Origin of the sequence: Enterococcus sp. AZ156 (assembly GCF_051714165.1) — a bacterium.
Taxonomy (GTDB): Bacteria; Bacillota; Bacilli; order Lactobacillales; family Enterococcaceae; genus Enterococcus_B; species Enterococcus_B pernyi.
On the sequence record NZ_JBIORI010000001.1, the window covers coordinates 855,376 to 867,666 of the forward strand.

General features: G+C 37.2%; 12 protein-coding genes, 1 tRNA gene and 1 pseudogene. 10 read left to right on the plus strand and 4 right to left on the minus strand.

Going from position 1 to position 12,291, the window contains the following annotated elements; translation table 11 throughout:
* From dltD to IGJ95_RS04115, 5 genes are all read left to right on the plus strand, one after another.
* Positions 1 to 1,266 (plus strand): D-alanyl-lipoteichoic acid biosynthesis protein DltD, encoded by a 1,266-nt coding sequence (dltD, locus tag IGJ95_RS04095; RefSeq protein WP_438761482.1) that lies wholly within the window; start codon positions 1 to 3, stop codon positions 1,264 to 1,266.
* Positions 1,267 to 1,487: 221 nt separating this feature from the next.
* Entirely contained in the window at positions 1,488 to 2,570 is a 1,083-nt protein-coding gene (locus tag IGJ95_RS04100; protein ID WP_010736030.1) for a M42 family metallopeptidase, read from the plus strand.
* Positions 2,570 to 3,364 (plus strand): DUF975 family protein, encoded by a 795-nt coding sequence (locus tag IGJ95_RS04105; RefSeq protein ID WP_010736029.1) that lies wholly within the window; start codon positions 2,570 to 2,572, stop codon positions 3,362 to 3,364. The genes IGJ95_RS04100 and IGJ95_RS04105 overlap by 1 nt, the downstream gene beginning before the upstream one ends.
* A 61-nt stretch (positions 3,365 to 3,425) precedes the next feature.
* Positions 3,426 to 4,166: an MBL fold metallo-hydrolase gene (locus IGJ95_RS04110; protein ID WP_010736028.1), complete on the plus strand. Its 741-nt coding sequence runs from the start codon at positions 3,426 to 3,428 to the stop codon at positions 4,164 to 4,166.
* 13 nt (positions 4,167 to 4,179) lie between these two features.
* Entirely contained in the window at positions 4,180 to 5,184 is a 1,005-nt protein-coding gene (locus IGJ95_RS04115; RefSeq protein ID WP_010736027.1) for a lipoate--protein ligase, read from the plus strand.
* A gap of 230 nt (positions 5,185 to 5,414) precedes the next feature.
* Here the strand turns inward: IGJ95_RS04115 and IGJ95_RS04120 are convergent.
* Positions 5,415 to 7,255: pseudogene (locus IGJ95_RS04120) on the minus strand (hypothetical protein).
* A gap of 201 nt (positions 7,256 to 7,456) precedes the next feature.
* Between IGJ95_RS04120 and IGJ95_RS04125 the strand changes: the two are divergent.
* The 3 genes from IGJ95_RS04125 to IGJ95_RS04135 all read left to right on the plus strand — a co-directional run bounded on the left by IGJ95_RS04125 (position 7,457) and on the right by IGJ95_RS04135 (position 9,157).
* A complete protein-coding gene (locus IGJ95_RS04125; protein ID WP_023519280.1) occupies positions 7,457 to 7,984 on the plus strand; it encodes a signal peptidase I in 528 nt (175 codons plus the stop codon).
* Positions 7,985 to 8,066: 82 nt separating this feature from the next.
* Positions 8,067 to 8,750 carry an O-methyltransferase gene (locus IGJ95_RS04130; RefSeq protein ID WP_010736023.1) on the plus strand — a complete coding sequence of 228 codons (684 nt, stop codon included), beginning with the start codon at positions 8,067 to 8,069 and terminating at the stop codon, positions 8,748 to 8,750.
* Positions 8,751 to 9,083: 333 nt separating this feature from the next.
* Positions 9,084 to 9,157 (plus strand) — tRNA-Arg (locus IGJ95_RS04135).
* Positions 9,158 to 9,272: 115 nt separating this feature from the next.
* Here IGJ95_RS04135 and IGJ95_RS04140 read toward each other — a convergent pair.
* Positions 9,273 to 9,605, minus strand: a complete 333-nt coding sequence (locus IGJ95_RS04140) for a CPBP family glutamic-type intramembrane protease (protein ID WP_080637939.1) — start codon at positions 9,603 to 9,605, stop codon at positions 9,273 to 9,275.
* A gap of 24 nt (positions 9,606 to 9,629) precedes the next feature.
* Positions 9,630 to 9,962 (minus strand): hypothetical protein, encoded by a 333-nt coding sequence (locus IGJ95_RS04145; protein ID WP_010736021.1) that lies wholly within the window; start codon positions 9,960 to 9,962, stop codon positions 9,630 to 9,632.
* Positions 9,963 to 10,335: 373 nt separating this feature from the next.
* On the opposite strand from IGJ95_RS04145, the gene IGJ95_RS04150 reads away from it, so the two are divergent.
* Positions 10,336 to 10,686, plus strand: a complete 351-nt coding sequence (locus tag IGJ95_RS04150; protein WP_010736020.1) for a hypothetical protein — start codon at positions 10,336 to 10,338, stop codon at positions 10,684 to 10,686.
* 84 nt (positions 10,687 to 10,770) lie between these two features.
* On the opposite strand, the gene IGJ95_RS04155 is transcribed toward IGJ95_RS04150, so the two are convergent.
* Positions 10,771 to 11,307 carry a TetR/AcrR family transcriptional regulator gene (locus IGJ95_RS04155; protein ID WP_010736019.1) on the minus strand — a complete coding sequence of 179 codons (537 nt, stop codon included), beginning with the start codon at positions 11,305 to 11,307 and terminating at the stop codon, positions 10,771 to 10,773.
* Between the two features lie 146 nt (positions 11,308 to 11,453).
* Between IGJ95_RS04155 and IGJ95_RS04160 the strand changes: the two genes are divergently transcribed.
* A complete protein-coding gene (locus IGJ95_RS04160; protein WP_010736018.1) occupies positions 11,454 to 12,059 on the plus strand; it encodes a GNAT family N-acetyltransferase in 606 nt (201 codons plus the stop codon).
* Positions 12,060 to 12,291: the final 232 nt, after the last annotated feature.

Below are 12,291 nucleotides of genomic sequence, written 5' to 3' on the forward strand. Positions count from 1 at the left end.
ATGAAGAAAAAGCTGTTTGCGATTTTTGGTCCAGTGATACTTGCGTTTATACTGATTGCGATTTTTTTCACTTCATCCTATCGCGTGAATGTAGCTGACCCAGAAATCATTCATAGAGCAGCCAGTTCGATGTCAGACAACGTCTTACGAGGGGATGTAATCAAAAATACAGCTTTTGCTGAAAAAAAGTATGTGCCTTTTCTTGGTTCGAGTGAATTGAGTAGGATCAGTCCCTTTCATCCTTCTGTTTTAGCCCAGAAATATCAACGGAGCTACGAACCATTTTTATTAGGTGCCCCTGGGACTCAATCGCTGAGCCAGTTCATGATGATGCGCTCAGCTAGTAAGGATCTCAGAAATAAAAAAGTAGTGGTCATCGTGTCTCCTCAGTGGTTCGTAAAAGACGGGGTGAAGGAAGACTATTTCAGTACCCACTATTCAGAGTTACAGACATTGGATTGGCTGTTTTCAATAAAAAAAGTGACTGCTTCAGATCGCTATTTCGCGCGACGTTTATTAAGTTTTTCAATCGTTTCGAAAGATGAAGACATCACGCGGATTTTAAGTACAGTACAAAAAGGAATCAAACCCAATGATAAAGAATTAGCAGGCTTGGAAGATAAATGGAACATCTTGAAGCGTGAGGATGAATTATTTAGTGGGATTGGTTTGACGGATAAACAAAAACAGATCGATCAAGCGACTAAACCATTACCGACTAGCTATGAAAAAGAACAACTAAATAAGCTCGCTACGCAGATTGGTGCTAGTAAAACTAAGAATAATCCTTTTGCTCTAAAAGATGATTTCTACAATACCCGAATCAAACACCATTTAGCTGAGTTGAAAGACTCACAGAAAGACTGGGATTATCGTTTTTCAAAGGAATATTCTGATTTTCAATTATTATTGCAGCAACTAGCAAATGAACATACTGAAGCATTATTCATTCTTCCGCCAGTGAATGAAAAGTGGAGTGATTATACCGGTTTGTCTCAAGAAATGTTGCAAGGATTTGCTAAAAAAATCAGGTATCAATTAAAGAAACAAGGATTTCAACACATCGCAGATTTAACCAAAATGGCTAATGTTCCCTACTTTATGGAAGATACGATCCATCTTGGGTGGCAAGGCTGGTTGACTGCAGATCAGTATATCCAACCTTTCCTAGAAGAGAAGCAACCGATGTCTCATTATCAAATGGATGATTCTTTCTATAGTAAGGATTGGCAATTGCAAACCCCAGATACACTACCAGAAAAATAAACGATACATTGGAACCAAAATAAAAGACGAATGAAGAAATTCGAGGAATGACCTGTAACGTCCCAATAGAGGGGATGTTATGGGTTGTTTTTTAGATGTTAGCAGATTCAAAAGAAGACTGGTGTTATAATATGACTGCATAAATCAAACAAATATGCTGCCCAAAAATCAGTGAACAATGATATAATTCTACTATTAAGTATGGAAAAGAGGGAAAGCGTTTGAATAAAAATGAAGAACAATTATTGATTGATTTAACAACTGCGCGTGGCGTACCAGGAAATGAAGAAGAGGTACGAAAAGTCTATAAAAAATATGCAGAGCAGTTCACAGATGATATTTTTTACGATGGTCTAGGTAGTATCATCGCAAAACATGATTCTGGCAAGGGCCCTAAAGTATTTATCTCCGGACATATGGATGAAGTTGGTTTTATGGTTACAAAGATCACAGATAAAGGATTTATTGAATTTCAAACACTTGGTGGTTGGTGGGGCCAAGTCATGTTGGCACAACAAGTAGAAATCAAGACCCAAGAGGGAAAAATCATCCATGGCGTGATTGGTTCAAAACCACCACATGTCTTGACTGCTGAAGTTCGTAACAAACCTTATGATATCAAAGATATGTTTATTGACATCGGGGCGACAAGCAAAGAAGAAGCGACGGAATGGGGCATTCGTCCTGGTGATATGGTCACTCCTTATATTGAATATCGTCGAATGAATGATGGAAAATTCTTGTTAGCAAAAGCATGGGACAATCGTATTGGGACAGCTGTTTCTTTACGTGTACTTGAAAATCTAGCAAAAGAAGGACATCCGAATGTCTTATTTGCTGGAAGTGATGTACAAGAAGAAGTTGGTTTAAGAGGTGCGCGCACAAGTACTCATTTGGTCGACCCTGACATTGCGATTGCTTTAGATACAGGTACTGCTGGAGATACACCAGGGATGACACCGAAAGAGGCAGATTCAGTTTTAGGTAAAGGACCACAAATCTTGATTTTCGATGCTTCGATGATCCCACATAAAAAATTATTGAATTTTGTGATCCAAGTGGCAGAAGAAATGGCTATTCCATTCCAATATACTGTCATCACCGGTGGGGGAACAGATGCGGGCCAAATGCATGTGTCACGTAATGGTGTGCCATCTATTGCAATCACGGTACCCGTTCGTTATCTGCATTCACATACATCGATCATCCATGAAGAAGATTACTTCAATACAGTGAAGTTAGTTACTGAAGTAGTCAAACGTTTGGATAGTGAAAAAGTAGCAGAAATCAGGAGTTATGAGTAATGAAGAATGTTTCTGAATATCGAAAAAAAGCCCGAGCATCTTTAGAAGGACAGTGGGGGATCAATGCTTGGATCATTTTCCTTTCAGTCTTTATTGGGTTGATCATCCAGCAGCTTTTTGTAGGTATCTTCCCAACAGATAGCACACAGGCAAACATACTCAATTTTTTGCTCCAACACGTATTGATCTTTGCGTTTACTTATGGGGTCTATTATATCTCATTAGTTGTGGTCAGAGGTGGGCGAGCAAAATCCAATCTGTTATTTGCTGTTTTTCAAAAAGAATATTTTGTACCGATTCTGCTTATCAATCTTTTAAATACCGTATTTAATTGGTTAATCAACGGGATTATACTTTTGCCTAGTTTTTTGATTGGCGGATTCAATACGTATATCAATCTACTTTTTAATGGAAATGCATCACCGCAAGGGATGATAAATGATTTTACGATTGATCTGAGTTTTGCAGTCTTTACAACTTTACTATTCTTCGTGTCGCTATTTGTGATGACGATCGTTGCAGGATTATTCCAATTTGCTGCTTGGACAAAGTTTGACTATCCGAAACTGACAGTTATCCAAAGTTTGAAATATGCCTGGTTTTTATTGAAAGATCGTATTGGGACCTATCTTCTTCTACAACTTTCATTTATTGGTTGGTATATTCTCGGATTTATTGCGCTGTTCTTTGGTCTACTTTGGGTAATTGCTTATGTCAATGTGTCGATTGCACAATTTTACGAACAAGCTCGTATTGAAAAAGGCAGCCCAATGGAATACTTTCACTTCGAATAAGCAGTTTTTCTTATGAAAATAAGAAATTGTGGTAGCATAAGTTTTTGAGGGGGAATCAGTCATGAAATTAACCGTTTTAGGTTGCTTAGGTGCATATCCTTATAAAAAACAAGGAACGACGAGTTATCTGTTGCAAGCTGATCAATTTAATTTGTTGATTGATGCAGGGAGCGCAACGCTTGTGAAATTGGAAGACCATCTTGATCCGCTTGCTTTAGATGCTGTGATCATCAGCCATTATCATCATGACCATATCGCAGATCTAGGTGTTTTGCAATATGAATGGCAATTGCATCCAAACAGAGATCAGGAAAAGCTATTACCAATCTATGGACATACGAAAGATGCCAGTCATTTTGAACAATTGACGATGCCAGGAGTGTCCCAAGGAGTGTCATATGATCCAACCCAAGAACTTGAAGTCGGACCATTTTCGATCACGTTCTTGGAAACGATTCATCCAGTGGTTTGTTATGCCATGCGTATTGTCGAAAGAGCCACCGGAAAAGTACTTGTTTTTACAGGAGATTCTGGCTATTTAGAGAGTTTTATTCCCTTCGCTAAAGAGGCGGATCTCTTTTTGGCAGACACGTATCTTTTTGCAGGAAATGAGCGACACAAAGCGCATTTCACTTCAAAAGAATCCGGAGAGATCGCAAAAGCGGCAAAAGTCAAAAAACTGGTTTTGACACACTTGCCACAATTCGGTGACCTAACACAATTAGAGAATGAAGCAAAAGAAGCGGCTGGAGAAGAAATCGAAGTTGCTTTAGCTGAAGTCGATAAAGTGTTTGATATATAGGAGGACGAGCAGAATGATTTTTGTACCAAATGAAAACCATGATCCAAGAGTAAATTTAGCAATCGAGACCTTTTTACTGCAAGAGATGCCATTAGAAGAACCAATCTTGCTTTTTTACATCAATGAACCGTCAATCATTATTGGTCGAAATCAAAACACGATCGAAGAAATCAATCGTGAATATGTTGAAGAACATGGCATCCATGTGGTACGTCGTTTAAGCGGTGGTGGAGCAGTATATCATGATTTTGGTAACTTGAATTTCAGTTTCATCATGCCAGATGATGGGGATTCGTTCCGTGACTTTGCGAAGGTGACTAAACCAATCATCCAAGCGTTACACGAATTAGGTATTTCAGGTGCCGAATTAAAAGGACGTAATGACCTGGTAATCGATGGCTTGAAGTTTTCAGGGAATGCTATGTATGCTACAAATGGTCGAATGTTTGCACATGGAACGATCATGTTCGATTCAGACATTGATGAGGTAGTCAATGCGCTGAAAGTGAAAAAAGAAAAAATCGAATCCAAAGGAATCAAATCGATTCGTTCACGAGTTACAAATATCAAACCATTCTTACCTGAGGAAAAACAAGGGATGACAACCGAAGAATTTCGTGAAGACATTCTTTTGAAAATTTTCGGCGTATCTTCAGTAGAAGACGTAAAGACCTATGAATTGACAGAAAAAGATTGGGAAAAAATCAATCAAATTTCTGAGCAGTATTATCGAAATTGGGATTGGAATTATGGAAAATCACCAGATTTCAACTTTTCACGCCAAAAACGCTTTTCGATTGGGTCGATCGAGGTACATCTGAATGTCTCAGAAGGGATAATCGAGGATGTAAAAATCTTCGGCGATTTCTTTGGTCTAGGAGATATCAAAGATGTTGAACAAGTGTTGACAGGTATAAAGTATGACAAAGCTACTTTACAAGAAGCAGTGGAAACGATCGATATCAAGAAGTATTTTGGTGCAATCGAAGCACAAGATTTATTGGAGTTATTGTACTAAATAAGGTTGTGACAGAAGCGTCTTGACCTAGGAAGTAAGATAGAAAATTGAAAAATAGTTTTTCGTATTTTACAATTTTTTAGTTTAATGTTGAATGTCCGCTTCTGGAACATCATTTATTCGGTTGTAGGGTGATAAGCTGACGAATAGCCAATATCCCAGACCCGACAATCTGAAATAGATTATAAGACCTTCAAAAACAGCCTGTTGACTGCTTTTGAAGGTCTTTTTTAATTAGAGGATATATTGATTTTTAGGCGATCGACCCACTTATCTTTTTCTTGGACCAAGGTGCTGCTGTATTTGTCGAGCGTGGTCTGAATCATCATCAAGTCATACTGTTCTTGTCGTATCAATTCTTCTGTCACATGTTTGGAAAAAATATTTTTCTCATAGTGTGTACTGTGCTCACAGTGGATCTGGATGTGAGAATTGATTTCTTGGATCGATAAATAGATTTCTCGATGCAAAGGATTTTCAATGGCTTGTGTTTCGCGAAACGAATGCTCTAAAATATGGATGAGTAATTGTGTGAAATCTTCATCATGGATCGGTAAAGAAGCTGGGATGTGGGTGTGAAAATCAACCTTGATATTCTTTTTAGCAGCGACTTCTTGATATCTAGCCAAAATCAAATTTGTTAGTTGGTGACCTGTCGGAAAAAGAGACAAATCCAATCGTCTTGTTTCGTCTACGATCCGTTTTAAGTAAGTTTTCACTTCGGCTTGTTCATTTGTATCAATCAATTGACTCAATTCTTCCATTTGTACAACAAAGTCATTTTTTGCTTGATCGATTTGTTGGATCTGTGCTTGGATTTTTGCATAATGTGTTTCGATCAGATCTGTTTTAGTTTGTAAGAAAAGACGTTCTTTATGGTAACTATCGATTTTCATGATATTCTCCATGATATTGTATCCGACAATAACAATCAGGAGAATCGCAAATAAGAGCGTGGACCAGTTGATGATCGAATGCCCAATCCCTAAGGCAGTTTGAATATAAAACATACAATGAAAGATAGAGATCAAAACGATCCAAGGACTACATACAGTGAAAAAACGATTTTGTTTATATGCTTCACCGATACTTGCTATAGAAGTAACTAGAGTGCTTACAACACTAACAACACTAACAACACTAGCGAAGGGCATCAATTCAGGTAATTCAAAATCTGAAAATAATGCATAAAGCAAGATGTTGGCAAAAACAAATGTTTGGAAATAGCAGAAATAACCATACCATTTCTGATAGTTTGTCATTTTGGACTGATAGTAAAAAATAATCAGTATAGAAGTCAAGATTGCAAATAAGTGTGAAAAAATCGAATGTACGATTGGTTCAAAAAGAACACCACTCAAGATATCTTCCGAAATCGATTCAAATCCAAGCACGAAAGAAAATAGGCTCAAAATCAATAATGAACGATCTAATCTATTATGCCTGTAGAGAATATAGCTAGTCCAGATCAACAATCCGATGGCGATAACGAAAGCCAAGATCATCGCGATGACTTGTGGGATCGATTGTGAAAAAATGAAGCTGATCATTGGACTGGTGGTCCCCAAATAAACTTTGGGTGTTAGACCAGCATAATTTTGATAAGGCGAGGAAACAACGATTTTCAACGTCTTGCCTACATAGGGTTCTGGTAGATCGATGATCGATAAAGACAATCCAGGATTGTTTCGTGCGCTTTCTTTGGAGCGACTGTAGAGTAGCGCGTCATCTAATGAGACACTTAACCATTGATGATTGCCTTTGATCAAGAGATTGGCATCCGCCAATTCTTTATGTAGAGTAGTTTCCATTATAAATGGTTCATTCTTGTCGATGGACGGCATGTAGTCGATATGGTTACTGTCGAACTGAAAATAAGGATCGTGCTCGGAATAATAGACCCATGAATCATCAATCTGAGACATTTGTTTATTGTCGATTGGCGTGAAGAGGTAATGAAAAAATAAGCGATACTTATTATAAATAACGATGCAAATATAATAAGTACGCTCCATTTGATTTTCATAGAGAATGGTATAATTTTATTACGTCCGTTATTAAAAATAACCATAGACAAATCTCCTTTAATAAATTATCTAATTCCAGAGTAAACTTTTTTCATTTAACAGTCAATTTTTAGCTATTTTTATCGTTTTTTTTGTTTGCTTGTTTATTTTTTTATAGAGAATCTTCAAACTGAGTATTAATATTGTCAAAAAAATTTCGTTATTATATTATAGATTTAATAAAATGTTTCTTAAGGAGGTTCAATGTGCCTATCTATAAAAAAATAACTTTTTTCAGTTCGATTTCGTTAGTGGTTCTTCTAGCGATCATTTTGTGTGTCGTGCTGCTCCCTCGAGTATTTGGGCTGACACCGCATATCATTGATGACCAAGCGATGGCATCGTCTTATGCAGAAGGAAGTCTGATCTATGTACAGAAAAGAAAGACAGATACGATTTTAGTTGGAGATGTGATCACCTACTATGAAAATTCAGGTAAACATATCGTGACAAGAAGGGTCGTTGCTATTGAAGATCAACACCAGTATTTTTACACGAAAGCTGATGGAAAAACGCAAATCGAAGTTGAAGCAGTACGAGATCGTAATATTATTGGCACGCCTATATTCAAGATCCCGTACATAGGGTTATTGTTCTCACGGCATGCGTTCAATTGGATGAAATGGGTATTCCTAGGAATCGCTGTGTGCTTGTCCTCCATTACAGCTTGGCATACCTACCTTGAACTGAAACAACGTCGAGAGAAAGAAACTGATTTTTTTTCTGACATGTAATAATCATATTTTTATTTACCAGCTTCTCCCTCTTGTCGAAAGATAGGTTTCTTCGTATAATGTTTGGAAGAGGAGGGGAAGTATGCGTAATGAAATGATGCATCGTCCCGTTGTAAAAGAAGAGTTATTGGATTTTATGCGGACAAAACAAAAACAGTTAACTGGAGAATTGGGGAAAGTTGAAGAGGAAGCACATGCGGCGGAAGTGCCGATCATTCCTCATGAGACGGTCGTCTTTTTGCAGTTTTTATTAGGACAGATCAAACCAAAAGAAGTACTTGAAATTGGAGCTGCGATTGGTTTTTCCTCTAGTCTGATGGCACAAGTCATTGGAAAAGAAGGTCATGTGACGACGATCGATCGCTTTGACGTGATGATCAGAAAAGCGAAAGCAACGTATGAGCGTTTAGAGATGACGGATCGAGTGACATTATTAGAAGGCCAAGCGGCTGATATTTTGCCAACATTGACAGGTCCGTATGACTTTATATTTATGGATAGTGCAAAATCAAAATATATCGAATTCTTGCCTGAATGCCTTCGTGTATTGAAAAAAGGCGGCGTCTTGATGGTTGATGATATTTTTCAAGGAGGGACGATTCTTCTGTCAGATGAAGAGATCCCAAGAGGAAAACGAGCGATCCATCGTAAATTGAATGAATTTCTACGCGTGGTTATGGAACATCCGGATTTGACCTCTACGTTGTTACCTTTGGGTGATGGTGTGATTTTGATCACGAAAGAGGCAGAAACAATCGACTTATAATTGCCAGATTTTTTAGTAAAGATTCAAAAGAATGCTAGCTAAGCTAAGCGAGTAGCTAAGTCAATTTCATTGATAGCAAGGCAGAAGTTGAAAGTAGGGAATCTATCCAATCAAGTTCTGCCTTACTATGTTGGACGAAACAGACTTTCATGTTCCATGATAAAATGACAAGTCGATCGTAGCAAAAAATTATAATATGAAAATCGTGGCTGTATTTTTACAGTAAAAACTGTAAGAAAAAAGTACGATAAAAATTTTTGTTTCATAAAATAACTATTTTGTATTGACATAAGCTTTCAATTTATCTATAATTATTTTTGTTCCGCTAAAGCTGTCATAGTAGCTCAGCTGGATAGAGCATCCGCCTTCTAAGCGGACGGTCGGGGGTTCGAATCCCTCCTGTGACGTAAAAACCGTTAGAAACTTTTGTTTCTAACGGTTTTTTTGTCTCTTGTGCTAAATAAGATTGATTCATCGCTGAACGTTGAAGGTGCTAGCTTGATCGGATAAAAAATCGATGGTTCAAATTCCAAAAAGTAAAATGATAAAAAGTAAAATCAAATCATATAAGATATGTGCAAGCATAGGGATCAATAAGTTTTGTGTTTTTAACCAGGCATAGAGAGAAGGGGCATGAGCCAAACCAATAACAAAAATACATTGATAGAGATTCCCATCGTATACGGCATAATGGCTGAGACCAAAAACCAATAGAGAAATCGTACTAGCGCCCCAAATAGAAAATTTAGTACGCATAAATGTAGAAAGTAAAAGAAAGATCAAAACAAAAATCGCAGCAATATAAAGTTCTTCTCCAATCAGGCTCACGCTAAGCTGTGATAAATATAGGATTATTTCACCAACGTTTAACCCTTCGTACTAATTATCTCCACCAGCATTTGCGGCCATGGTTTGATTCAGCAGCTTTCCAGTCAAGATAAAAATATCTGAAAGTAGTGAACCAAGAATAAGGATAAAAGCAATCCAACGCCAATCTTTCTTATTGATTTTTTTGAATAAAGTGTTTGTGTTGTTCCAACCAATCAGTATGATTAAAGCAAGCGCTCCCCCTATAGGTAAAAAGGTCCAATCTAACCTACCTGAGAAGATCGGATAAGATGTCATCATTCCCCAATCAGCAAAAATTAAAATAATGAGTGCTAAGAGTGACCGCCACAGATTGAGTTTGACAGTTTTAAACATTGCGAACATTAAATAACTCCTCCTATAAATAAAATCAACAAAGGGCGATTGTAACATTGAGATGGAATATCGAGAAATAATTTGCTGTCATTTTTAGCGTTTGATTAGAGACATCAATAAGTAGATAAAAATAGAATGAATACGAGTACTCAGTAAATTAGCCTTTTTTGACAATAGAATAATTTGCTTATCAAAAGGAAAAAAGGATCTTTTTAATCATTACCTATTTTTTTGAAGTTTTTTCATTTGGATCAATATAGGGAAAGTAGATATCTATGATAAAATAAAGTAACAACATCAACTGGACGATTAATAAGGACCGATGTTCCTTAGATCGAAAATCGAATGGGTTTATTTCAAGAGAGGATAAAGGGAAGCGCTTATGTTAATCACCAAAAAATGGATGGATCGTTTAACAGGTCCGTATCGATCATCAGGAATGTTTCGCTGTTTAGCGGAATCTCAGAGTTTGGACAGTATCAGTAGTAAAGTGATTTTATTGATCGATGAGACCAAAGTGACGATTTTATTTTTGAATTTTTTTAAAACGAAGGTTATTGATCATCTCACGTATGAGCGAACAGTGATCGAAGAGGAACAAGTAGCATTAGGTGGCGGATTATCCGTGGTCTGGCGTTTTTCCGCTGGCAGAAAGCACTGGCGGTTTCGTATTATGAAAAAAATCATCCCTTTAGGTGATGAACAAAGAGAATTTTTGATGCAACTTGAGTAATGATATCACTTACGAAAAAAAGAAGAACAAAAAAGAAGAACACTAGCAACGATATTGTCGTTGCATAGTCGTTCTTCTTTTTTATTAAAACCGTGTGATGATGTCATCTAAAATAGCAATCAATTCTTCTTTCTCCACGTTTAGATTTCCATTGATCCACTCAGTCAGGACACTAGTAGTGCCGGAAATAGAAAAAAGAATCTCTACTTTATTTTTGACATCTTTCATATCTAATTGTTCTTCGTCCATGACTCTTTTTATCAGGATCTGTGTAAGTTGGACAGAGAGTTCATCATCCATGAAATCATTAAAGAAAAAGTGAAAAACAGCTTTGTTCTCATCTACATGATTGACTAAAGTATGGACGAATCGGCGAAAGTCATATTGCTCTTTGTTGGGGTAAGTTTGATCGAAGATATCTGTCAGTGTACAAATCGATTCTTCAATGATTTTTGAACGCAAATCATAGATATCCTCATAGTGAGTATAAAACGTCCCTCTCCCGATATCTGCTTGTTGTGAAAGCTCCGCAATCGTGATTTTATTGATGGGTTTTTCTTTCGTTAAATCTAAAAAGGCTTGTTTGATTGCGTGCTTCGTTCTTTTGCTTCGACGATCCATTTGTATCTCCTTTTTTAGACAGTATCTTTCTAAGTGTTCATTATTGGACAGATGTTGAATCATTGCCTATAGGAAGTCACTTTTTAAGTAATTATAATAAAGTTACGTAAAGAAAGAAAGTTTTGTTTCAAAAGGAGTAGATGGATATGGAAAAATTAACGATTCGTTCAATTGATAGAAAAGACTTAAACAAAGCAAGTGAATTTGCAGCACAAGGGATGAATTTTTCGAGCTATACAGAAAATCCTATTGCACTTTATCTCTATCGTCAGTATGCACTTACAGGCGCATTGATGAAATCAACCGTCACATTAGGTGCGTATCTAGACGGTCAATTTGTCGGCTTTCTTTTTGCTCGCTTCGATGGGGAAACAAAAGTGCCTGTTGGATGGGGGAGACGCTTGTTTGTCAACGTAGCAGAAAAATTGATGGGATTGACCGGATATCGAGAGGCGATAGGAACTTATGACCAAGCCAATCAAACAATGTATCATGAATTTGCATCCACTCATCCAGAAGGCGAAGTCACTTATTTTGCTGTTGATCCCACATTGAAGGGTAAGCGGATTGGTTCACGCTTGTTAGAAGAAATAGAGAGACGCTATAAAAATAAGCGAATATTTCTCTATACAGACTCTAATTGCAACTACCAATTTTACTTAAAAAAAGGATTTACCATTTTTGGCCGCCAACCAGTCGATCTAGGTGGAGGAGAATCAATAACCTGTTACTTATTAAGCACGACCTTATGACTAAATAAAGACTACTGCTAGAGGTCGGGACAGAAATGTTTAGCCTTATTTCCGAAGAGGTTACTTCTGTTCCCGCCGTTTATTCAGTTTTATAATATGCAAAAGGAGTAATGTCCCCGTCACTTGTTTGTATTGTTACACTCTTGATTTTTGAGAGTAAGTTGCAGAAAAAAAACAGCAGTTCCTTTATAATCAAGGAGAGATCGTTTTCGGTTGGTACTCATAGCAATGA

Bases quoted from the DNA above. Each gene is read 5' to 3' on its own strand.
- IGJ95_RS04155 (WP_010736019.1), bottom strand. From the start codon at position 11,307: ATGGATCGTCGAAGCAAAAGAACGAAGCACGCAATCAAACAAGCCTTT.
- dltD (WP_438761482.1), top strand. From the start codon at position 1: ATGAAGAAAAAGCTGTTTGCGATTTTTGGTCCAGTGATACTTGCGTTT.
- IGJ95_RS04145 (WP_010736021.1), bottom strand. From the start codon at position 9,962: ATGTTCGCAATGTTTAAAACTGTCAAACTCAATCTGTGGCGGTCACTC.
- IGJ95_RS04130 (WP_010736023.1), top strand. From the start codon at position 8,067: ATGCGTAATGAAATGATGCATCGTCCCGTTGTAAAAGAAGAGTTATTG.
- IGJ95_RS04110 (WP_010736028.1), top strand. From the start codon at position 3,426: ATGAAATTAACCGTTTTAGGTTGCTTAGGTGCATATCCTTATAAAAAA.
- IGJ95_RS04160 (WP_010736018.1), top strand. From the start codon at position 11,454: ATGGAAAAATTAACGATTCGTTCAATTGATAGAAAAGACTTAAACAAA.
- IGJ95_RS04115 (WP_010736027.1), top strand. From the start codon at position 4,180: ATGATTTTTGTACCAAATGAAAACCATGATCCAAGAGTAAATTTAGCA.
- IGJ95_RS04150 (WP_010736020.1), top strand. From the start codon at position 10,336: ATGTTAATCACCAAAAAATGGATGGATCGTTTAACAGGTCCGTATCGA.
- IGJ95_RS04105 (WP_010736029.1), top strand. From the start codon at position 2,570: ATGAAGAATGTTTCTGAATATCGAAAAAAAGCCCGAGCATCTTTAGAA.